Source organism: Lysobacter niastensis, from assembly GCF_015453285.1.
In the GTDB taxonomy this organism is placed as follows: Bacteria; Pseudomonadota; Gammaproteobacteria; order Xanthomonadales; family Xanthomonadaceae; genus Lysobacter_J; species Lysobacter_J niastensis.
The window spans coordinates 363,497-385,813 of the sequence record NZ_JADLZT010000004.1 but is presented as its reverse complement, the minus strand read 5'-3'; the positions used below and the strand labels follow the sequence as shown (position 1 = coordinate 385,813).

The window sequence follows — 22,317 nt, the reverse complement described above, 5'->3', positions numbered from 1 at the left end:
GCCCCAATCCTGGAATGGACATGGCCTCCGGAACCTTGCTGTATGCGCAGTCTGGCGGTGTCACCGCTGTCATCAACGCGACCGCTTCTGCCGTTATCCAGACCGCGCGTGCGCGCCGGGTGAAGGTGCTGGCTGCCCGCAACGGCATCCTCGGCGCGCTGCGTGAGGACCTGATCGACACCAGCAAGGAGCCGGCTGCAGCGATCCGCGCCCTCGCCCATACGCCGGGCGGCGCGTTCGGCTCCTGCCGGGTCAAGCTCAAGTCGCTGGAACAGGATCGCGCCCGTTATGAGCGCCTGCTGGCGGTGTTCCAGGCCCACGACGTGCGCTGGTTCCTCTACAACGGCGGCAACGATTCGGCCGACACCGCATTGAAGGTGTCGCAACTGGCCGCCGAGTACGGTTACCCGTTGACCTGCGTGGGCGTGCCGAAGACGGTCGACAACGACCTGGCCGTCACCGATTGCTGCCCGGGCTTCGGCTCGGCCGCCAAGTACACGGCCGTGTCGGTGCGCGAATGCGCGCTCGACGTGGCCGCCATGGCCGACACCTCCACCAAGGTTTTCGTCTACGAGGCGATGGGCCGCCATGCCGGCTGGCTGGCCGCGGCGTCGGGCTTGGCCGGCCAGGGTCCGGACGAAGCACCGCACCTGATCCTGTTCCCCGAGCGTCCTTACGACGAGGCCAGTTTCTTCGCCCGCGTGAAGGCCACGGTCGAACGCGTCGGCTATTGCGTCGTCGTCGCCAGCGAGGGCATCCAGACCGCCGACGGCAAGTTTGTCGCCGATGCCGGCGCCGGCAAGGACGCGTTCGGGCATACCCAGCTCGGTGGCGTGGCATCGTTCCTCGCCGGTCGCGTCAAGGATGCGCTCGGCTACAAGGTGCACTGGACCCTGCCTGACTACCTGCAACGCTCGGCTCGCCATCTCGCGTCGCGGACCGACCTCGACCAGGCGCAGGCGGTCGGCATCAAGGCGGTGCAGTTCGCGCTCAAGGGCATGAACGCCGTGATGCCGGTGATCGTGCGCGCCAGCGATTCGCCCTATCGCTGGAAGATCGAGGCGGCTCCATTGGCGGACATCGCGAACCACGAAAAGAAGATGCCGTCCTCCTTCATCCGCAAGGACGGCTACGGCATCACCGATGCCGCGCGCCGCTATCTCGAACCACTGATCCGCGGCGAGTCGCCGCCGCCTTACGGACGCGACGGCATCCCGAAATACGTGCAGCTGAAGAACGTCGCAGTGGCGAAGAAGTTGCCGCCGTTCGAGGGCTGAGCAGTCACGCGATCAGCGGCAGGCCTCGCCCTCCACGGCCATCGTTGCCGCGTACATCGGCACCGCCGCCAACTGGTTGGCCGCTGCGGCCCGGCGTTGCTCTTCGAGGTAGATGCGCGACTTGCCCTGCGCATCGGTCTTCGGCGGCGCCGTGGTCGCTGGCTTGCGCCACACCCGCACCACCACCTGCTGCGATGGACAGTTCGCATTCGGCACGCGGATCAGGTCGTTGAACTTCCAACCCTTGGACGGTGACGGCTGCGCTTTCGTGGCATCGACGAAGCGCGCGCGCGGCTGGCAGGTCTCGCTGATGCGGACCACGGCGAACGCATAGGGATCGTCGGCCTGGCCGGTGAACATTCCTTCGAGGCGGGCGCAAGCCTCGGGAATCTGGCGCAGCGTGTGCACGCTGTTCTGCGGCTGGGGTTTGGCCGGATCGCGCGCGATCTCGGGCTTGGGGTCGCCCGGCGACAGCGTGGCCAGTGCAGGCAGGGCCATCGCGAACAGCAACGGGGCGAACACGGAGGGAACGGGACGCATGGGGGAAGGCTCCACAACGTGATGCTGGTCGCAGCCTCGCATGAAGGCGCTGAACCACGGTTTCACGGACAGGGTTCCGGTTCCACGGTCATCGCCCCTGTGCGATAGTCGGCGCGTTGCCGCGAGTACCCCACGCACTCGAGGCGGGGCACTCGAGGCCGGCAGCCAAAAAACGAAAGTACGAAATCGAAGGTTACGAGTCCGTTGTTTTCCGATGTCCACTCTGGGGAGGGGTTCATGCTGGAGCAATACGGTTTGACCTTGGCGCTGGTTTGCGCCGTCATTGCGATCCTCTACGGGATCATTTCAGCGCGCTGGATCAGCGCCCAACCCGCCGGCAACGAACGCATGCAGCAGATCGCCGGCGCGATCCAGGAAGGCGCACGCGCCTATCTCAATCGCCAGTACACGACGATCGCGATTGCCGGCGTCGTCCTGCTACTGGTGATCGGCTTCGCCCTCAACTGGCACACCGCGATCGGCTTCCTCATCGGCGCTGTGCTGTCGGGCGCAGCCGGCTACATCGGCATGAACGTGTCGGTGCGAGCCAACGTCCGCACCGCCGAAGCCGCACGCAAGGGCATCGGCCCGGCGATGGATGTCGCCTTCCGCGGCGGTGCCATCACCGGCATGCTGGTCGTCGGCCTGGGCCTGCTTGGCGTGGCCGGTTACTTCGCCGTACTCCACCTGCACATGGGCCTGAGCGTTGAAGCGACGCTGCACGCGCTGGTCGGCCTCGCATTCGGTTCCTCGCTGATCTCGATCTTCGCCCGCCTCGGCGGCGGCATCTTCACCAAGGGCGCCGACGTCGGCGCCGACCTCGTCGGCAAGGTAGAAGCCGGCATTCCCGAAGACGATCCGCGCAACCCGGCCGTGATTGCCGACAACGTCGGCGACAACGTCGGCGACTGCGCCGGCATGGCGGCCGACCTGTTCGAGACCTACGCCGTCACCGTGATCGCGACGATGCTGCTCGGCGGCCTGATGGCGAGCCAGGGTGCTGGCCAGCACGCGGTCCTGTATCCGCTGGTGCTCGGCGGCGTATCGATCATCGCCTCGATCGTCGGCGCGTTCTTCGTCAAGGTGAAGGCCGGTGGCTCGATCATGGGCGCGCTGTACCGCGGCGTGATCGTGTCTGCGGTCCTGGCTGCCATCGCGTTCTACCCGATCACGACCCAGTTGATGGGCGACAACAGCCACGGCGCAATGAATCTCTACGGCTGCGCGCTGATCGGACTGGTGCTGACCGGTGCGATCGTGTGGATCACCGAGTACTACACCGGCACGCAGTTCAAGCCGGTGCGGCACATCGCCGCCGCATCCACCACCGGCCACGGCACCAACATCATCGCCGGCCTCGGCGTGTCGATGAAATCGACCGCGATGCCGGTGATCGCGGTGTGCCTGGCGATCTGGTTCGCGTTCTACCTCGGTGGCCTGTACGGCATCGCCATCGCCGCGACCGCGATGCTGTCGATGGCCGGCATGATCGTCGCGCTCGACGCCTACGGCCCGATCACCGACAACGCCGGTGGCATCGCCGAGATGGCGGAACTGCCGCCTGAGGTTCGCAGCATCACCGACCCGCTCGACGCCGTGGGTAACACCACCAAGGCGGTGACCAAGGGCTACGCGATCGGTTCGGCGGCGCTGGCGGCGCTGGTGCTGTTCGCCGACTACACGCACAACCTGGAAACCGTCGCCGCCGCGAAGGCAGCCGCGACCGGCGTGGCCAGCGAAGCCCTGCGCTTCGACCTGTCCGACCACACAGTGATCATCGGCCTGCTGATCGGTGGCCTGATCCCGTACCTGTTCGGTGCGATGGCGATGGAAGCCGTCGGCCGCGCGGCCGGTGCGGTGGTCGAGGAAGTGCGCCGCCAGTTCCGCCAGATCCCCGGGATCATGGAAGGCACGGGCAAGCCGGAGTACGACAAGGCCGTCGACATGCTGACCAAGTCGGCGATCAAGGAAATGATCGTCCCGTCGCTGCTGCCGGTCGCGGTGCCGATCATCGTCGGCCTGCTGCTCGGCCCGAAGGCGCTGGGTGGTCTGCTGATCGGCACGATCGTCACCGGCCTCTTCGTCGCGATCTCGATGACCACGGGTGGCGGTGCCTGGGACAACGCCAAGAAGTACATCGAGGACGGCAACTTCGGCGGCAAGGGTTCGGACGCGCACAAGGCCGCGGTCACCGGCGACACCGTCGGCGACCCGTACAAGGACACCGCCGGCCCGGCGATCAACCCGCTGATCAAGATCATCAACATCGTGGCCCTGCTGATGGTGCCCCTGCTGTAACGGCCGGTTCTCCTGCGATACCGACGGCGGCCTGCGGGCCGCCGTCTTCGTTTGGGCCCCTCGGGACGCCCGTCACGCCCGCTCCCGGCCCGGCGTTCAGCCTTCCTGGCCGGTCCCTGCTGCGCCGCAGCACCGGGCCGCGTAAAATGCTGGGTTCCGCTTTTCGTAAACCCCCGGCCCCGCCATCACCGGCGCGGCCCCAGCAGTTGGAGCAACGCATGGGTCTGGACCTCGTCCCCACCGGCAAGAACCCGCCGGATGAGATCAACGTCATCATCGAAATCCCCAAGGATGCCGAGCCGGTCAAGTACGAGGTCGACAAGGCTTCGGGCGCGATCTTCGTCGACCGCATCCTGTCCACGCCGATGCGCTACCCGTGCAACTACGGCTATGTCCCGCACACGCTGTGCGGCGACGGCGACCCGGCCGACGTGCTGGTGATCCTGCCGCTGCCGCTGGTGCCGGGCTCGGTCATCCGCTGCGTGCCGGTCGGCGTGCTGAAGATGACCGACGAGGCCGGCAGCGACGAGAAGCTGATCGCCGTGCCGGTGCCGAAGATCTTCGGCGGTTACGCCCACATCACCGACATCGAACAGGTCTCCAAGCACTGGCTCGAGCGCATCGGCCATTTCTTCGAGCACTACAAGGACCTGGAAAAGGGCAAGTGGGTCAAGCTCGACGGCTTCGGCGGTGCCGAGGAAGCCAAGGCGATCCTCAAGGACGCGATGGCCCGCTACAACGCTGAAGAAGACAAGCCCAACTTCTAAGGGCTTGCTCCTAAGGGGCTTGCTCCCGCGCAAACAGGAAGGCCGCCCTTGGGGCGGCCTTCTTCGTTTCCAGCCCGGCAGTACGCCGGCCGCACTCAATGCACCCGCGTTACGCCGGCTACCCGCGCCGCGCGCTCGGCCGTGGCCTGCACCGAGGGCCAGACGCGCTGCAGGTCGGCGGCATGCCGGCGCACGATCTCGGCATCGGCCACGGTCGGCGGCTTGATCAATCCCGCGAGCCCTCCGTCGAGCGGACGGTCCCACGCGTAATCCAGCGACAGGCACAGGCGCGCGATCTCACCCGCCGGGTTCTCGATGAAGTCCTGGTAGCGCACCACGCGCCAGCGCTCGGCGTCGAGCGCAGCCAGGTCGTCCAGCAGCACCTCGGTCGCGGCACGCCACTGCCCGGCGACGATGTCCGCCAGCGGTTTGCCGGCGAGTTCGCGCCAGCCCGGCGTCAGCAGCAGCGACCAGTGCGGACGCGGCCAGCCCGGCAGCGTCTTGTAGGTGCAATAACGGTTCGACTCCCACGCCAGCAGCATGTTCGTCAGCGCCTCGCGCGGGTCGCGGTAGAGGTAGATGAAATGCGCCTGTGGGAATACTTCCGCGAGGAACGGAATGCGCAGCGAATGCTTCGGCGTCTTGTCGAGCAGGCGCAACGGCAGGCGGCGCGGATTCGCGCCATCGCGGTCGACGGCACCGTCGCGATAGCCCTGGCGAACCTGCGTGATGACCTCGGGCGTCGCATGCGCCGTGCCGAGGCGGTTGGAATCGAAGCCGTGCGCGCGCACGTGCAGCGCGTCGATGCCTTCGACCAGCTTGTGGCTGGCACTGCCGACCGTGAACACGCGCGGCGCGCGCATCAACGTCTCGAACAGCAGCTCCGCGCCAGACCGCGGCGAGGACACGATGAATACCGGACGGTCGAACTCGCTATCTTGGATATCGGACATGGGTCTTGATCGAAGGTCGTCAGGCGTTGTCGCCGACGTCGCGCTGCATCGCCGCGCTCACGGGAGCAGCGGCGCCCGACGTCACGGCGAACTTGGCGATGATGGTCTGCAGTGCATTGAACCAGCGCAGCTCGTTCTTCAGCACCAGTGGCTGCGCCGGGACGCGCAGTTCGTCGAGGAAGCGTTGCAGCGCCGCGCGGTAGCTGGCATGGCCTTCCGAGCGGTCGCCATATTCGAACCACAGGCCCTGCCAGGTGCGCGCGAACCGCTGCGCGATCTGCCGTACCTGGACCAGGTTGGGATGCGGCACTGCGTCGGCGAAAAGCAGGCCCAGATGCGCGTTGACTTCCCAAGGGCTCATCACCGTCGGCACGTTGACGGTTTCGCATGGGAACGATGCAACCGTGCCCGGCTTCGGCATCAGCGCCTGCATCGGCCAGCCCAAGCGCGGGGCATCGTGCGGACGGCCGCGTCCCACCAGGTCCCAGAAATCACCGCCGCCCACCGTGTCGATGACCAGGTGCACGCGCGACTCCACCGCGTCGTTGAACACGCGATGCTGGCGCCAGGTGTCGAAGATCCAGCACTCCCCCGCGGCCATGTTGATCGTCGCGTCGCCGCATTCGAAACGCACCGTCGGCTGCGTCATCACCGGCACGTGCACGCGCACGCGCTCGGTCCAGTAATACCCCTGGTCGGCGTGGCGGGTGACTTCGGCCTTGCCCGACAGGCGCATCAGCCGGCTGCGTCCGACAGTGGCGCCGAGGCTGGCGAACACCTGGGTGAGATACGGACAGGCGAGCAGCGCGGGCGTCGGCCGCATCGGGCCGGAAAACGCCTCGTTGCCGGCATCGCCGTTCACGGCCACCAGCGGCAGCATCGAGTTGCCGGGAAAACCCTGCGGGTGCGGCCGCCACGGCCCCTCGCCCAACGCGTCGATCTCCGCCGCCAGCGCCCCGGCGTCGATGGCCAGCGGCAATTGGATGAACGGCACCTGCAGCTTCATCTCGGATCCGGGAAAACAGTGAGCCGCTATCGTACAGGCCGCCACCCCACGAGGCAGCGTCCCGCTTGCCGGCGCCACAAAGAACTACGGCCCCTTGCGGGGCCGTAGTGGTCTTGCCTGATGGCCTTGCGGCTATCAGAAGCGCTGCTGGTACTTGAGGTACATGAAGCGACCGATGTCGAAGCCGCCGTAGTACGAGAAGCCCGAGTTCGGCTGCGCGTAGGCCGGAGCCGCGTAGTGCTCCCACAGGTTGTTGGCGCCCACGGCGATCGTGGCGTTCCACGGAGCGTTCCAGCGGACCTGCAGGTCGTGGAAGCTGTTGGAGCCCAGCTCGTTCATCGGAGTGATCGTGCCGCCGGTGTCCGGAGCAGCGTACTCAGGCAGCGAGCAGCGATCAGCGAAGAAGCACTCTTCCTTGGTACCCGAGTAGTAGCGGATGCCATAGGTCGCACCCCACGAGCCCTTCTCCCACGTCACGTTCATGTTCGAACGCAGACGGAAGTTGCCACCGAAGCCGTTGAGCTGCTGCGGGACGCCTTCGAGGTTGTCGGTCTTCAGCTCGTTCTTGCTGACGTAGGTGTTGAGCCAGGCCAGGCCAAACTTGCCGTAGTCGGTCGACAGCGAGTAGTTCAGGTCGAAGTCGAAGCCTTCGGTCTCCTGGAAGCCGGCGTTGCGGCCGCCGAACGACAGGAACGTCAGCTCGCCCGTGGTCGGATCACGCTGGAACGTGGTCGAGCTCTCGCAGCGCGACGAGATGCCACGGATGTAGCAGTCGTTGAGCATGTCGGTCGGCGTATCGGCAACGATGGTGTTGTCGATGCGGATGTTCCACCAGTCGAGCGACATGTTCAGACCTTCGGCGAAGGTCGGGCTCCACACGAAGCCCAGGGTCTTCGACTCGGAGGTTTCCGGCGTCAGGTTCGGGTTGGAACCGGACAGGAACGGAATCGGCGACTGCGTGCCCGGGCCCGGGGCAACGCCACCGGCCTGCGCCGGCTGGCGGTAACCGGCCGGAACGTCGGCCAAGCAGGCCGCGCTGCCGGCAGCAGAACCGAACAGGGTGTCGCACGGATCGGTGTAGTCCTCGAACGACTGCGAAACGCCACCGAACAGGTCGGCCACGGTCGGAGCGCGGAAGCCCTCGGACCAGGTACCGCGGACCAGCAGCTGGTCGAGCGGCTTCCAGGTGAAGCCGAACTTGCTGTTGGTGGTGTCACCGAAGGTGTCGTAGTCCGAGTAGCGCGTGGCGACGCTGAGGTTCAGCTCCTTCGCGAACGGCAGGTCGGCCAGCACCGGGATGCTGAGCTCGGCGTAGACCTCGTCCAGCGAGTAGCCGCCACCGGTCGGGCCAGCGGCCAGGTCGGTGGAGATGCCCGTCTGCGCCAGTGCGTCCGGCGAGAAGAAGCCGCTCTCATTGCGGTACTCGTAGCCCACCGCGACGCCGACGTCGCCGGCCGGCAGCGCGAACAGCGTGCCGCTGATGTTGGCGAAGTAGCTCTTGGTCTCGGTTTCCGAAATCGCCTGGCCCGGCAGGTACAGGAAGGCCTGGACGTTAGGATCGGCGAGGCTGTTCGGGGAGTCGTAGCCCTGCGGAACCAGCGGGTTCCACGGGGTGCACGCGCCCGGACCGAAGCCCAGCGGGATCGGGTTGGCGGCGGTTCCGCACTGGACGACGCCCTGGCTGTTGAGGAACGACGGACCCGTCGCCAGACCGACGGCCTGGGTGTTCAGGTTGCCGGTGCTGATCTGCACGCCCTTGTTCTGGTTGTACAGGTAGCCGGTGTCCCAATCCCAGTAGTGATCACCGGTCTGGAACGAGCCGCTGAACGCACCGGTGAAGCGGAACGTGGTCAGGCTGTTGTGGACTTCGCGCGGCACTTCCCAGCCACGGCGGATGTACTGGATCGCCTGCGGCGTCACGCCGGCCGGCAGGTTGACGGCCTGGTTGCCCACCGGGTTGAAGTAGCTGTCGGCCGACAGACCGCCCGAGGACAGGTCGAACGCGGCGCTCTGGAACGGATAGCCGGCGTTCTGCGCGAACGAGTCACGGTCCGTGTACAGCACGTCGGTGTCGAAGCCGATGTTGTCGGTGATGTCGAAGTGACCATTCACGAAGATCGACTTGCGCTCGATGCCCGAGTAGACCGTCGAGGCCTGGTTCGGGTTCGAGTTGTCGGTGGCGGCGTTGAAGGCGCGGTAGCTGGCGAGGTCGGCGGGATTCAGGCCGGCGACGTCACGGTTCAGGGTGAGCGTGCGGCCACCGAAGCTGAAACGACCGTACTGGGTGATGCCCGACGTGCCACCCGGACGCGGATCGCTCTTGTCGCCGGTCGGGAAACGGACTTCGGAGAACCAGCGGTCGCGCGCGAACACCGGATCTTCCTTCGAGTACTCGACGCCGGCGGTCACGGAGCCGCGGTCGCCGGTGAAGCCCAGCAGGAAGTCGTAGACCTGGCGGGTGCCGTCGCCCTGGTCGTACTGACCGAAGTAGGCGTTGGCTTCGGCGCCTTCGAAGTTCTTGCGGGTGATGATGTTCACCACGCCGGCGATGGCGTCGGAACCGTAGATGGTGGACGCGCCGTCCTTCAGGACTTCGATGCGCTCGACCATCGAGGCCGGGATCTGCGCGACGTCCTGCAGACCGTCGTTGGTGATGCCCAGGCGCTTGCCGTTGACCAGGATCAGCGTGCGGTTCGGGCCGAGGTTGCGCAGGTCGATGTACTGGCCACCGACGGCTTCACCCGACGACAGCGGCGAGGTGCGGCTGATCGCCGGCGAACCGGCAGCGGTGATGTTCTGCAGGATGTCGGCGACCGAGGCGAAGCCCTGGCCTTCGATGTCTTCGCGGGTCAGCTGCAGCACCGGTGCGGCCGTCTCGAGGTCGACCTGACGGATGCGCGAACCGGTGACTTCGATCTTGTCCAGCGTGGTGGCGTCCTGCTGGGGGGCGCCTTCCTGCGCGCTGGCAAACGCCGGCGCCAATGCGATCGCGATGCCGGCCGGGAGCAGGCCGAAGCGCATCGCGGTGCGCAAATTGCGATGGTTCATCTATCTCTCTCCAGAAAAAAGGGCGCGTCTGTTATGGGTGTGTTAAACGCCCATCAAACTTACGTTCCGGTGCGCGCCATCGCTTTGCGACCGGCGCCGAGAGACTTTGCAGATCCTGTCCGTGACGACTTTGCCGGTGATGACATGGCCGCGCTGTGGTGACGCGCGGCCGAAACGCCGAAGCGTGTGCGGAAAGCGCGCGAAGCTGCAGCAGTTGTCGAAGCCACTCGCTGCCGCGACTTCGCCGATCATCATCGTCGTCGAGGTGAGCAGGTCGGCGGCATGTCCCAGGCGCATGCGTGCCGAAGCCGCCTGCGGACTTTCCTCGTAGAGGCTGTGGAACGTTTGGAGAAGTACCAGTTGGAGAAACTGGTGAACTCGGCCAGCAGCTCGCTGGTGCGCACCACGCAATCGCAGCGGCCTTCCAGGTGCAGGCGCGCACGTTGCATCGCGGCTGGGCGAGCGGCCCAGGCAGAGGGGGGTGCGGGCGGCCAGCTCAGGCTGGACGCCCGGGACCATTACGTTCCGACGCGCACCATCGCCTTGCGGCCGGCGCCGAGAGACTTTGCGGAATCTGCCCGTGAGGACATGGCCGCGCTGCGGTAACGCGTCGCCGAAAGACCGAAGCGTGCGCGGAAAGCGCGCGCGAAGCTGCAGCAGTTGTCGAAGCCGCTCGCTGCCGCGACCTCGCCGATCATCATCGTCGTCGAGGTGAGCAGATCGGCGGCATGTTCCAGGCGCATGCGCGCCGAAGCGGCCTGCGGGCTTTCCTCGTAGAGGCTGTGGAACGTCTTGGAGAAGTACCAGCTGGAGAAGCTGGTCAGCTCAGCGAGTTCGCTGATGCGCACGACGCGGTCGCAATTGCCTTCGAGGTAGAGGCGGGCGCGCTGCAAACGGCCGAACACCTGGCGCTTGCGGCTGCGCGAACGGCCCGGGCAACGCGGGATGCGCGACGCCATGTCCTGCTGGATGCCGGCCAGGTGCAGCAGCACCGGACGCAGCCAGGTGACGTCGTGGGTCGAGGGGGCGACCCGGGCGGCGGCTTCGCGCCACAGGCGCAGGGTGATGCGGGCATCCCGGCGCGACAGGCGGCCGCGGCCGGCATACAGGCCTGCCTCGGAGAACCGCGCCATCGCCTTCAGCGCGTCGGGGCCGAGGGTGAGGCCGATGCAGGTGCCATAGCGGTCCGACTGGACGGTCGGCTTGGAGTCTTTCTCCAGGGCGATCCACTCACCCTGGCGGAGGCGGAAGCGCCCCTCCTTGGCCTCGACCCAGGAGCCGCCCCGGAGCTGGACCCAGATCGAGAACTGGTTGCCGGACAGCTGCATGCTGCCCAGTCGCGACACGCCCACGCATCCTGCCTGGCTGGTTCCTTCAGGGGGGTCGAGCTGCAGCAGCTGCCCGCGATCCGCCCACTGTGAATGCTCCATGGCCAACCTCATTGTGCTGAGAATGGCCTAACGATTTGCCTGACCCGGGCATGTGGATCAGGAAAGATCGCGGAGACTTATACGAAATCTTGACGATCCTGAAGACGAAAGAGTTCCGAAAGGACTTTTCGTTTATCGATCAATCACCTGGACCAACCCGGAGCAAACTTGTGAGGCTCCGAAGGCAACTCCATGAAACCGATATCAGCCCCATCCCACTCGGCAAGTGAGACGTAGATCACACCGCCGGGACCGGTGCTGAAGCCGGTCGGCGCCGATCGACGGGTCTGGTCGAGGCAACGCGGCGGCAGCGGCGTGGCGTTGCCCAGTTGGCGCAGGCGGGCGGCACAGTTCTGCAGCTGCTCCAGGTAGGCGATCTGCCCGTCCGGGCCGACGCTCCAGAAACGGTAGCGATCCGGGGCCGGACCCTCGTTGTCGACCTGGCGGACGCTGGCCAGGTCGAGGGCCAGGTTGGCCTCCCACAAGCCAGCCCGCGTCTGGCGGGCGAACAGCAGGCGCTGGCCGGTCTTATCCAGCTGGACATGCGAGACATCGTCGAGACTGGCCAGCTTGCGCCAAGGCTCGGCGCGGCGATCGTAGAGTTCCAGCTGAAGGCGGCCGTCGCCGGCAGCGGCCAGGACGAGCAGGCGATCCGGATCCGGCAGGTAGACGGCTTCGGCCGGATCGCGCACCGGCACCGGCAGGCGCACGACCTGTCCGCTCGACGGAGTGACCTCGAACACCGCCGCGTCCCCCGACGCATCGACACCCACCACCATCAGACGGCGGCTGTCCGGGGCCCAGACCGGCGCATAACGGGGCCGCGGCTGCAGCCCGGCGATCATGCGCAGCGATCCGGGGTCCGCCAAATCCGCCCACCACAGCGCCTGGACGCCGGAACGGTCAGACATGAAGGCGAGCTGCCGGCCGTCCGGCGACACCATCGGCGAGAGGTCGCGGGCCGACGACGGAAAGATCGGCTCGGCGACGTGGACGCCGGGCTGGCGCGGATCGGGCAGCACGATCTTGAAGAGGCCGTAGTAGGGCTTGCGCTGCACGAACGCGGCGGCCGGCCTGGCCAGGGCCACGGTTGGCGTCCAGACATCGTCGATGCCGAGGTCGCTGACCACGCCTTCGTCGAAGTCGAGCCGGTTCAGGCGCACCACGCCATCGGTCATGCGGCCGAACAGCAGGCCATCGCCGTCGGGCAGCCAATCCCAGCCGCGCACGTCGGCGCGCAGTTTGCTCAGCCGTTGCGCTTCGCCACCGTGTGCGGGCAGCCGCCAGAAGTCGCCGAGCGGGCCGTTGCGGACAAACACGATCCAGCGTCCGTCCGGCGAATACCGTGGCGACAGGTCGACGTCATCGGCACCGCTGCGGTACTGCACCGCGCGCCACGCGCCGTTGGCGAGGTCGAGAATGCGCAGGCCCGTGGAGCCGCTCTCGGTGACCATGCTGCCGAAGATCAGGCCCCGGCCGTCGGGCGTCCACGAGAACGTCGGCGCACTGCGGCGGTCGCAGTCGGCGACCTTGCGTTCGGCGCCACCGCCGGCGGCGACCACCATCACCTGGCATTGCTGGCCGGGGATCATGCGCACGTAGGCGATCTCGCGGCCGTCGGGCGACCATGCCGGTGCACTGTCCTCCGCCTCGCCGGAGGGCCGGGTCAGCTGGCGCGGCAGGCTCTGGTCGGTCGTCTGCACCAGGATCGCGGTGCTGCGCTGGCCTTCGGGCACTGCCATGTAGGCGACCATCGAGGCATCCGGCGACAGGGTGGGCGCAAGCTCGAACCCGGGCGCGGACGTGATCAGCCGATACGGTCGAGAGGCCGGCGGCGCCTGCTGCAGCCAGGCATCGCGCTGCATCGTCGCACGCCCATCGCCGCCGGCGCCTCGCCACCAGGCGAACAGCAGCACCAGCCCCAGCAGCACGAGCACGACAGAACTGGCAACGATGAGCTCGCTGTGCGACCGCCGCGGCGGCGCCGGCCATGGCACGACGTCGACCACGTCGTCGTCGGCGACATCCATGGCGAAGGTGGCGGCAGCCTCGCGTTCGCCAGCGCCCGGGCGCCCCTCTTCCTGCGCCAGCCATTCGACCGGCGCGAGCAGGCGGTAGCCGTTCTTCGCGATCGTTTCGATGTAGCGCGGATCGCCGCGCTCCTGGCCGAAAGCCTTGCGCAGCTGCGTGATCGCCTGGGTGATGACGTCGTCGGTCGGCAGCGTGTCGGGCCAGACCTCCGTCAGCAGTGCATCGCGACTGACCACCTTGCCCGCGTTCTCCACCAGCACCAGCAGCACGCCCATCGACTTCGGCGTGATGCGTTGCGGGCGGCGCGACGCTGGCGCACGCACCTCGCGCAGCGGCACATCGACGATGCAATCGCCGACGCGCAGGCGCTCAGAGGGGGGATGCAACGGCGATGGATCGAGGATGCGGGGCATGAATCCTGCGGATGGTGCGCGCCGGCCCGACGGCCGTCATGTGCCTGAATGAACAGATCATTCAGCTGCCACATCCGGCAAAGCGCCGCGACGGGATCCGGCAATGCGCAATACGAGGTTTCATTCTACCGTTCCGGGGATTACACGGGACGGACAGGACGCGCGCCGGGACCCTCTCCCCGGCCTCCGTCACAGGATTCAGCGTTCCATTGGCGCCCTCCGGGCGCTTTTTTTTAACCGCGCGACCGGGGCGGCACGCGCAGCATCGTCAGGCCGATCAGTCGCGACACCACGACGGCGACGTAGCCCACGCCGGCGAACTGCTCGAGCATGACCAGCACACGCGCGGTCGAGCCCAGCGGAATGACATCGCCCAATCCGACGGCGGAGAGGTTGGTGAAGCTCAGGAACAGCAGCTCCAGCCACGCGCGGGGGCGCTCTGGTTCGACCGCGCCGGTGAAGCTCCCCGGATACCAGGCCTGGCACACCAGGAATGCATAGGCGAAGCCCCACGCCAACAGCGTGAAGGTCGCGCCGGCAGCGAACAGTTCGTCGGTCGTGACGCGATGGTCGCTCATCATGTACGCGATCAGGCTGCCGGCGGCGTAGAAGTACAGCAGCGCCTCAAGCGCCGACGACGCCACCAGCAACGGTTCGCTTTCGATCGCCACCGACAACAGCGAAAGCACGAATGCAGGTGCCGCCAGCGCCCAGGCGATCCAGTTGATGGCCGGGCTGCGGTTCACCACCCAGACGGCCAGCGCCAGCACCAGCACGCCGAACGCACCGAACACCACGCGCCCGGCCGTGAGGTCATCGAACAACGGATAGATCAGCAGGCTCAACAACTGCGCGGCGAGCAGGAACGCCGACGGATGGCGGCGCGCCCTGATGCGCCAATGCTGCGAAGCGTTGCGTTGCTCGACCATGCCGGCGTCGTCAACCGATCATGCGGAAGTGATAGCGCAACGCGTAATAGACCACGTAGATCCACGACAGCAGGCCATGGACGATAGCCCACAGCAGCGACTTGTTCGCGGTCCACGAGATCACGATCGCCAGCGCGCTACCGAAGCTGATGCCCGCCTTGACCACCTGTCTGCCGCCGTCACCCATGACCCGTCCCTCGCGCGCTCACTATGGCAGGCCGAGCTTGCCCGGCCTGCCCTGATGGACGCAAGAAGCGACCAGCCCAGGCCGCCTCAGGTCTTGCGGCCTCAAGCCTTGTGATAAACCTGCGCGCCCTGTGCGCGGAACTCCGCCGCCTTCTCGGCCATGCCCTCGTCCAGCGCGGCCTCCTCGCCCATGCCGTGTTCCTTCGCGTAGTCGCGCACGTCCTGGGTGATCTTCATCGAGCAGAAGTGCGGGCCGCACATCGAACAGAAGTGCGCGACCTTGTGCGCATCCTTGGGCAGCGTTTCGTCGTGGTATTCGCGGGCGCGTTCCGGATCGAGGCCGAGGTTGAACTGGTCCTCCCAGCGGAACTCGAAGCGCGCCTTGCTCATCGCGTTGTCGCGCGCCTGCGCGCCCGGATGCCCCTTGGCGAGGTCGGCCGCGTGCGCGGCGATCTTGTACGCCATCAGTCCTTCGCGCACGTCGTGCTTGTTGGGCAGGCCCAGGTGCTCCTTCGGCGTGACGTAGCAGAGCATGGCGGTGCCGAACCAGCCGATCATCGCCGCACCGATGGCGCTGGTGATGTGGTCGTAGCCTGGCGCGATGTCGGTGGTCAGCGGGCCGAGCGTATAGAACGGCGCCTCGCCGCACTCGCGCAACTGCTTGTCCATGTTCTCCTTGATCAGCTGCATCGGCACGTGGCCGGGGCCTTCGATCATGGTCTGGACGTCGTGCTTCCACGCTATCTTGGTCAGCTCGCCCAGCGTTTCCAGCTCGCCGAACTGCGCGGCGTCGTTGGCATCGGCGATCGAGCCCGGGCGCAGGCCGTCGCCCAGCGAGAAGGCCACGTCGTAGGCCTTCATGATTTCGCAGATCTCTTCGAAATGCGTGTAGAGGAAGTTTTCCTTGTGATGCGCCAGGCACCACTTGGCCAGGATCGAGCCGCCGCGCGAGACGATGCCGGTGACGCGGCCGGCGGTCAGCGGTACGTAGCGCAGCAGCACGCCGGCGTGGATGGTGAAGTAGTCCACGCCCTGCTCGGCCTGCTCGATCAGCGTGTCGCGGAAGATCTCCCAGGTCAGTTCCTCGGCACGGCCGTCGACCTTTTCCAGCGCCTGGTAGATCGGCACCGTGCCGATCGGCACCGGCGAGTTGCGGATGATCCACTCGCGCGTCTCGTGGATGTGCTTGCCGGTCGACAGGTCCATCACCGTATCCGCGCCCCAGCGGATCGACCAGACCAGCTTTTCCACTTCCTCGGCGATGCCGGAGGACACGGCGCTGTTGCCGATGTTGGCGTTGACCTTGGTCAGGAAGTTGCGGCCGATGATCATCGGCTCGCTTTCCGGATGGTTGATGTTGTTGGGGATGATCGCGCGGCCGCGCGCCACTTCATCGCGGACGAACTCCGGCGTGATGATGCGCTGGATGTTCGCGCCGAAGCTTTCGCCCGGATGCTGCTTCAGCAGGTGCGCCTCGCGGATCGCCTCCAGGCGCTGGTTCTCGCGGATGGCGATGAACTCCATCTCCGGCGTGACGATGCCGCGGCGCGCGTAATGCATCTGCGTGACGTTGGCCCCGGCCACCGCGCGGCGCGGCTGCGGGCGCTCGCGGAAGCGCACGGCGTCGAGCTTCGGGTCGGATTCGCGGCGGCGGCCGAACTCCGACGACAGCCCGGCCAGCAGCTCGGTGTCGCCGCGCTCTGCGATCCATTGCGCGCGCAGCGGTGCGAGGCCGCGCGCCAGGTCGATCTCGGCGTTGCCGTCGGTGTAGGCGCCGGACGTGTCATAGACCGCCAAGGGCGCGTTGTCCTCGCCACCGAACATGGTCGGCGTCCGCGCCAGCGCAATCTCGCGCATCGGCACGCGGATGTCGGGACGCGACCCTTCGACATGGATCTTGTGCGAGCCCGGAATCGGGCGGGTGACGTCGGCCGACAGCTTCTCGGCCTGCTGGATCAATTCGGTGGGGACGGCATTCATGGTTCGCATCCGCTTGGAAGAGGTGTCCGCGCCGGAGGAGGCACGGGCTCGTGCGAGGACTCGCATAAAGCGGCGGCGCGCACCGCCGTCGGCGGTGACGCGAAGCTTCCCTACGGCGGTCTCAACCGCATCAGGTTCGAAGGGTGTGTCTCAACCGGCACCACTGACGGGCCGGTACCCCCGCTTCGGCGTGCATTTGACCACGCAGGGGCCACCGCGGCCAACCTCAGGCCTTTGCGGACGCGCCGGTTTCGCCTGCAACTGTTGACAGCCTCGGAAATCGCGTGGTCTGCTCGGGCCACATGACGCATCGCAACATGCCGCCGCAGGCCACCCGCTCGCTCCCCTCGCAGGGCGCGCCGGCTGCTGCCGCCGGCATGGCCGCGATTACCACCACCGGTACCGGTACCACTCCCACACGGGTGCGGACGGGCGTGTCCAGCTGAACCAAGACCACGCCTCCGCACCCGAATCGGGTGCGCAGGCTGGCACCCGATCCGGACGAGGAGGCCCCACCAGGAGCCACCCATGCCGTCCGCCGATGCCTCACCCCGCTCCGCGCCCGATTGCCATGTCCACAAGTTCGGCGGCAGCAGCCTCGCCGACGCCGCGCTGTACCGCGCGACGGTGCCGCTGCTCGACGATGGTTCACGCCGGCGCGTCGTCGTCGTTTCGGCCATGCAGGGCGTGACCGATGCGCTGATCGGTCTGCTCGCGGAGGCACGCGCAGGAAACGACTGGGCCCCGGCCTGGCACGCACTGCGCGAGCGTCACGCCGTCGCGGCTGCCGCGCTCGATCCGCACCGTCATGGCCTGCTCGCAGCACTCGAAGACGAGTTCGCGAAGCTGCAGGCCGAACTCGCGTCGATTGCCGGCGGCGAGGCGGGTAGCGACGTCGTCGCACGGGGCCTGCCCGCACTCGGCGAAGTCTGGTCGTCATACCTGATGCACGCAGCATTAGGCGGGCGCACGGCCGGTTGGCTTCGCCTCGACGCGCGCGACGTGCTGGTGTTGCATCCAGGTGAAATGGGCATGGCGGTCGACTGGGAAACCAGCCGCGTGCGGCTGGAAGCCTGGCTCGCCAATAACGGCCCCGGACACGTGGTCGTCACCGGCTTCGCCGCGCGCGACCGCGACGGCGCCGCCACCACGCTCGGCCGCAACGGCAGCGACTACTCCGCGGCGATCTTCGCCAACCTGTTCGGTGCCGATGCGCTGACGATCTGGACCGACGTAGACGGCGTGCTTTCCGCCGATCCGCGACTGGTCCCCGAGGCGGTGTGCCTGCCGACGATGTCCTACGCCGAGGCCTGCGAACTGGCCTACTTCGGTGCGAAAGTGCTGCATCCGCAGACGATGGCTCCCGTGCAGGAGCGCGGCATTCCGCTACGCATCCGCAACACGCGGCGTCCACACTCGCCCGGCACACTGATCTCGGCCGAAGGCGATCGCGACGGCGCACCGGTCAAGGGACTGAGCCTGGTCCACGACCTGGCGATCGTCGAGCTTGCCGGCAACGGCATGGTCGGCGTGCCCGGCACCGCCGAACGTCTGTTCGGTGCGCTGCGCCGTGCCGGCGTGTCGGTGACGATGATTTCGCAGGGTTCCTCCGAGCATTCCATCTGCTGCGTGGTGCGCGGCGAACAGGCCGAGCTCGCGCGCGACGCCGTCGCCGCCGCATTCTCGGAAGCCATCAGCGACGGACAGGCGCAGGGCGTCACGCTCACGCCCGGCATTGCCGTGCTCGCCGCGGTGGGCGACGGCATGGTCGGCATGCCCGGCGTCGCGGCTCGCCTGCTCGGCGGGCTGGCGCAGGCGCGCGTCAACGCCCGGGCGATCGCGCAGGGCGCCGGTGAGCGCAACCTGTCCGTCGCGATCGGCGCGCGCGACGCCACGCGCGCGCTGCGCGCCGCGCACGCCGCGTTCTGGCTGTCGCCGCAATGCGTATCGGTCGGCGTGATCGGTCCGGGCCAGGTCGGCCGCGCGCTGCTGTCGCAGTTGGCCGCGGCCCTGCCGCAGTTGCGCTCGCGATCCGGCCTGGACCTGCGCCTGCGCGCGCTGGCCAACAGCCGGTCGATGCGGCTGGACGAACGCGGGCTCGACCCGGCCGGGACCGACCGGCTGCTGGCCGCGGACACCACCGAGGCGGTCGACCTCGACCGCTTCGCCCGCCACGTCCGCGGCGAACACCTTCCGCACGCGTTGATCGTCGACTGCAGCGCCAGCGCCGAGGTCGCCGCGCACTACCCGCGCTGGTTGGCCGCGGGCATCCATGTGGTCACGCCCAACAAGCACGCCGGCAGCGGTGCATGGCCGCAGTACGCCGCGATCCAGGAGGCCAGCCGTAACGGCGAAGGCCGCTTCCGCTACGAGGCCACGGTCGGAGCCGGCCTGCCGGTGATGCTGACCCTGCGCAACCTGATCGACACCGGAGACGAGCTCTACGGCATCGACGGCATGCTATCGGGCACACTGGCATGGCTGTTCAACCGTTTCGACGGCAGCGTGCCGTTCTCGCAGCTGGTGCGCGAGGCGCAGGCGCTGGGCTATACCGAACCCGACCCGCGCGACGACCTGTCCGGCCTGGACGTCGCGCGCAAACTGGTGATCCTGGCGCGCGAGGCCGGTCGCGTGCTGTCGCTCGAGGATGTGGAAGTGGAAAACCTGGTACCCGCGGCGCTGCGCGGCGTCGGCCGCGACGAGTTCATGGCGCGGCTGGAGGAGATGGATGCGCCGATGCTGGCGCGCCTGCGCGACGCCGCATCGCAGCAGCGTGCACTGCGCCACCTGGCACGCCTGGACCGCGATGGCCGCGCCAGCGTCGGCGTGGTCGCGCTAGCGCCCGAGCATGCCTGCTGCCATACGCGCCTGACCGACAACCTCGTACAGTTCCGCACGCGCCGTTATGCCGACAATCCGCTGGTCGTGCAGGGGCCGGGCGCAGGCCCGGACGTGACGGCCGCCGGGGTGTTCGGCGACGTGCTCGCGATCGCGCAGTCGCTGTCATCGCCGCACGGCGTCGCGTGGACGCATGCCGGGGCGCATGCGGAGGCGCACGCATGAGTGAAGCCATCGAGCGGCAGGTATGCGCCTTCGCACCCGGCAGCGTCGGCAACATCGGCGTCGGCTTCGACCTGCTCGGCCATTCCATCGCCGGCGTGCGTGATGTCGCAACGGTACGCCGCATCGACGAGCCCGTCGTGCGCATCGCCGCGATCCGTGGCGACGTCGCCGGTGCCGACGCACTGCCGCTGGAAGCTGGGCGCAACACCGCGGGACAGGCGTTGATCAGCCTGCGTAACGGGCTCGGGCTTTCGTTCGGTTTCGAGCTGGAACTGGAAAAAGGCATCCCGCTCGGCTCCGGGCTCGGTGGTTCGGCAGCGTCTTGCGTGGCGGCACTCGTCGCCGCGAACGCACTGCTGGACACACCGCTGCCGCGTGAGGCCCTGTACGAGTTCGCGCTGGACGGGGAATCCGTCTCCAGCGGCAGCCGTCACGGCGACAACGTCGCGCCGATGCTGCTTGGTGGCGTGGTGATGGCGACCTCGACGCGGATGATTCCGCTGCCCGTGCCGGGCTGGCTGCACGCCGCGGTCGTGCATCCGGACCAGACGCTGGAAACGCGTCGCGCGCGTGCGGTGCTGGCCGAACCCTACCCGCTGCCGCTGGTGGTGAAGCAGAGCGCGCACCTGGCGCTGTTCCTGACCGGCCTGCAACGCGGCGATGCCGACCTGCTTCGCGAAGGCCTGCAGGACCTGCTGGTGGAACCGCGTCGCGCTCCGCTGATCCCCGGTTTTGCCGAGGCCAAGGCTGCGGCACTCGCGCACGGCGCGCTGGGTGCCAGCATCTCCGGCGCCGGGCCCAGCACGTTCGCCTGGTTCGCATCGAAGGCGGAGGCTGAAGCCGCGGCTCCGGCGATGCAGGCGGCCTTCGCCGCTGCCGGCTATGGCTCGCGCGCCTACGTCACGCCGGTGGCGGGACCGCGCGCCGACGTGATCGAAGTGCGGTAGCCCGATGGACTTCGTCAGCACGCGCGGCTACACGCCGCCCACCGGCATCGATGAGGCACTGATCGCCGGCCTCGCGCCCGACGGCGGGCTTTACGTGCCCGGACACATTCCGGTGCTCGCATCGCTGCCGCCCGCCACCAGCCTCCCCGAAACCGCAGGCGCGGTGCTGTCGCCCTACTTCAAGGGTTCGCTCTTGCACGACGAGCTCGACGGCATCTGCGCGCAGGCGTACTCGTTCCCCGCGCCGCTACGTTCTCTCAGGCACGGGGGCGATCATCTCCTCGAGCTCTTCCATGGTCCGACCGCCGCCTTCAAGGATTACGCAGCGCGCTTCCTGGCTGCGGCGCTCGCGCACCTGCGCCAAGCCGACGCACCGGCCATGACGATCCTCGTCGCCACGTCGGGCGACACGGGCGCCGCCGTCGCATCCGCCTTCCATCGCCGGCCCGGCTTCAACGTCGTGATCCTCTACCCCGACGGCCGTGTCTCGCCGCGCCAGGCACACGGCCTGGGATGCTGGGGCGACAACGTGCGCGCGTTCCGCGTGGATGGTAGCTTCGACGACTGCCAGCACCTGGCCAAGCAGGCACTTTCGGATGAAGCGCTGCGCGCGAACGTGCCGCTGAGCTCGGCCAACAGCATCAGCCTAGGCCGGCTGCTGCCGCAGGTTGCCTACTACGCGCATTCGGCGCTGCGGTTCCAGGCCGAACACGACCAGCCGCTGAACCTGATCGTGCCCACCGGCAACCTCGGCAATGCCTGCGCGGCGTTCGTCGCCCGACGCATGGGGCTGCCTGTGGGCGACATCGTGCTGGCCAGCAATGCCAACGACGTGCTGCCGCGCTATTTCGCCGGACAGGACTACTCGCCTCGTCCGACCGTCGCGACGCTGGCGAACGCCATGGACGTGGGCGCGCCCAGCAACTTCGAGCGACTGCGCCATTGGCACCACGACGACGCCGGGTTGCGCGCGTCGCTGCGCGCCTTCGCCGTCAGCGACGATGTCATCACCGAGACGATCCGCCACGCGCCGCAACGCCACGGCGTGGTGCCCTGCCCGCACACCGCCACCGGGCTGCACGTGCTGGAGCGGTTGCGCGAAGCGGGCGACCGCCGGCCGTGGACCGTGGTCGCGACGGCGCATCCGGCCAAGTTCGACGGCATCGTGGAACGCCTGGTGGGCCACGGCGTCGAACCGCCCCCGGCACTGGCGGAAACCCTGGCGTGGCCGGCGCATGCCGAGCCGTTGGCCGCCGACTACGCGGCGTTGCGTGATCAGCTATTGAACGAAGCGCGAGGCTGATCTCCTCCGTTCGCCCTGAGCGTAGGCCGCAAGGCCGGAGTCGAAGGGTGAGGACGCGGAAGGATCGCCACCCGCTCATCCTTCGACTCCGCGCCTGCAGCGCTACGCTCAGGACGAACGTTGGTGGAGGGGTGAGCTGGCCTATC

The 22,317-nt window shown here is 67.9% G+C and carries 16 protein-coding genes, 1 pseudogene and 1 riboswitch; of the genes and pseudogenes, 7 read left to right on the top strand and 10 right to left on the bottom strand.

Annotated elements, in window-relative coordinates:
- The first annotated feature begins 20 nt into the window (after positions 1-20).
- Complete coding sequence (locus tag IU514_RS09225) at positions 21-1,277, top strand: 6-phosphofructokinase (RefSeq protein ID WP_194930797.1); 1,257 nt, start codon at positions 21-23, stop codon at positions 1,275-1,277.
- Between the two features lie 12 nt (positions 1,278-1,289).
- On the opposite strand, the gene IU514_RS09220 is transcribed toward IU514_RS09225, so the two are convergent.
- Positions 1,290-1,817, bottom strand: a complete 528-nt coding sequence (locus IU514_RS09220; RefSeq protein WP_194930796.1) for a hypothetical protein — start codon at positions 1,815-1,817, stop codon at positions 1,290-1,292.
- A 237-nt stretch (positions 1,818-2,054) separates the two neighbouring features.
- On the opposite strand from IU514_RS09220, the gene IU514_RS09215 reads away from it, so the two are divergent.
- Both IU514_RS09215 and ppa read left to right on the top strand, forming a co-directional pair.
- On the top strand, positions 2,055-4,115 hold the full coding sequence (locus IU514_RS09215) for a sodium-translocating pyrophosphatase (RefSeq protein WP_194930795.1): 2,061 nt from the start codon (positions 2,055-2,057) through the stop codon (positions 4,113-4,115).
- A 218-nt stretch (positions 4,116-4,333) separates the two neighbouring features.
- On the top strand, positions 4,334-4,882 hold the full coding sequence (ppa, locus tag IU514_RS09210; RefSeq protein WP_194930794.1) for an inorganic diphosphatase: 549 nt from the start codon (positions 4,334-4,336) through the stop codon (positions 4,880-4,882).
- 95 nt (positions 4,883-4,977) lie between these two features.
- Here ppa and IU514_RS09205 read toward each other — a convergent pair whose 3' ends face one another.
- The 9 genes and pseudogenes from IU514_RS09205 to thiC form a co-directional block, all read right to left on the bottom strand.
- Positions 4,978-5,835: a sulfotransferase family protein gene (locus tag IU514_RS09205; protein ID WP_194930793.1), complete on the bottom strand. Its 858-nt coding sequence runs from the start codon at positions 5,833-5,835 to the stop codon at positions 4,978-4,980.
- 19 nt (positions 5,836-5,854) lie between these two features.
- Positions 5,855-6,841 carry an aspartyl/asparaginyl beta-hydroxylase domain-containing protein gene (locus IU514_RS09200; protein WP_194930792.1) on the bottom strand — a complete coding sequence of 329 codons (987 nt, stop codon included), beginning with the start codon at positions 6,839-6,841 and terminating at the stop codon, positions 5,855-5,857.
- A gap of 135 nt (positions 6,842-6,976) precedes the next feature.
- Complete coding sequence (locus tag IU514_RS09195) at positions 6,977-9,889, bottom strand: TonB-dependent receptor plug domain-containing protein (RefSeq protein ID WP_194930791.1); 2,913 nt, start codon at positions 9,887-9,889, stop codon at positions 6,977-6,979.
- Positions 9,890-9,948: 59 nt separating this feature from the next.
- Positions 9,949-10,338, bottom strand: a pseudogene (locus IU514_RS09190) (helix-turn-helix domain-containing protein); the annotation flags it as partial.
- 69 nt (positions 10,339-10,407) lie between these two features.
- Complete coding sequence (locus tag IU514_RS09185; protein WP_194930790.1) at positions 10,408-11,319, bottom strand: helix-turn-helix domain-containing protein; 912 nt, start codon at positions 11,317-11,319, stop codon at positions 10,408-10,410.
- A gap of 143 nt (positions 11,320-11,462) precedes the next feature.
- Positions 11,463-13,763 carry a winged helix-turn-helix domain-containing protein gene (locus IU514_RS09180; RefSeq protein WP_194930789.1) on the bottom strand — a complete coding sequence of 767 codons (2,301 nt, stop codon included), beginning with the start codon at positions 13,761-13,763 and terminating at the stop codon, positions 11,463-11,465.
- Between the two features lie 233 nt (positions 13,764-13,996).
- Positions 13,997-14,692 (bottom strand): ion channel, encoded by a 696-nt coding sequence (locus IU514_RS09175; protein ID WP_194930788.1) that lies wholly within the window; start codon positions 14,690-14,692, stop codon positions 13,997-13,999.
- A gap of 10 nt (positions 14,693-14,702) precedes the next feature.
- Positions 14,703-14,879 carry a hypothetical protein gene (locus IU514_RS09170; protein ID WP_194930787.1) on the bottom strand — a complete coding sequence of 59 codons (177 nt, stop codon included), beginning with the start codon at positions 14,877-14,879 and terminating at the stop codon, positions 14,703-14,705.
- Positions 14,880-14,980: 101 nt separating this feature from the next.
- Positions 14,981-16,858, bottom strand: a complete 1,878-nt coding sequence (gene thiC, locus IU514_RS09165; protein WP_194930786.1) for a phosphomethylpyrimidine synthase ThiC — start codon at positions 16,856-16,858, stop codon at positions 14,981-14,983.
- An 89-nt stretch (positions 16,859-16,947) separates the two neighbouring features.
- Positions 16,948-17,050: riboswitch (TPP riboswitch) on the bottom strand.
- A gap of 110 nt (positions 17,051-17,160) precedes the next feature.
- Here thiC and IU514_RS09160 point away from each other — a divergent pair.
- The 4 genes from IU514_RS09160 (at position 17,161) to thrC (ending at position 22,171) form a co-directional block, all read left to right on the top strand.
- Positions 17,161-17,304: a hypothetical protein gene (locus IU514_RS09160; RefSeq protein ID WP_194930785.1), complete on the top strand. Its 144-nt coding sequence runs from the start codon at positions 17,161-17,163 to the stop codon at positions 17,302-17,304.
- A gap of 82 nt (positions 17,305-17,386) precedes the next feature.
- Positions 17,387-19,921 (top strand): bifunctional aspartate kinase/homoserine dehydrogenase I, encoded by a 2,535-nt coding sequence (gene thrA, locus IU514_RS09155; protein WP_194930784.1) that lies wholly within the window; start codon positions 17,387-17,389, stop codon positions 19,919-19,921.
- Entirely contained in the window at positions 19,918-20,868 is a 951-nt protein-coding gene (locus IU514_RS09150; RefSeq protein ID WP_194930783.1) for a homoserine kinase, read from the top strand. The genes thrA and IU514_RS09150 overlap by 4 nt, the downstream gene beginning before the upstream one ends.
- 4 nt (positions 20,869-20,872) lie before the next feature.
- Positions 20,873-22,171, top strand: a complete 1,299-nt coding sequence (gene thrC / locus IU514_RS09145) for a threonine synthase (protein WP_194930782.1) — start codon at positions 20,873-20,875, stop codon at positions 22,169-22,171.
- Positions 22,172-22,317 lie beyond the last annotated feature (146 nt).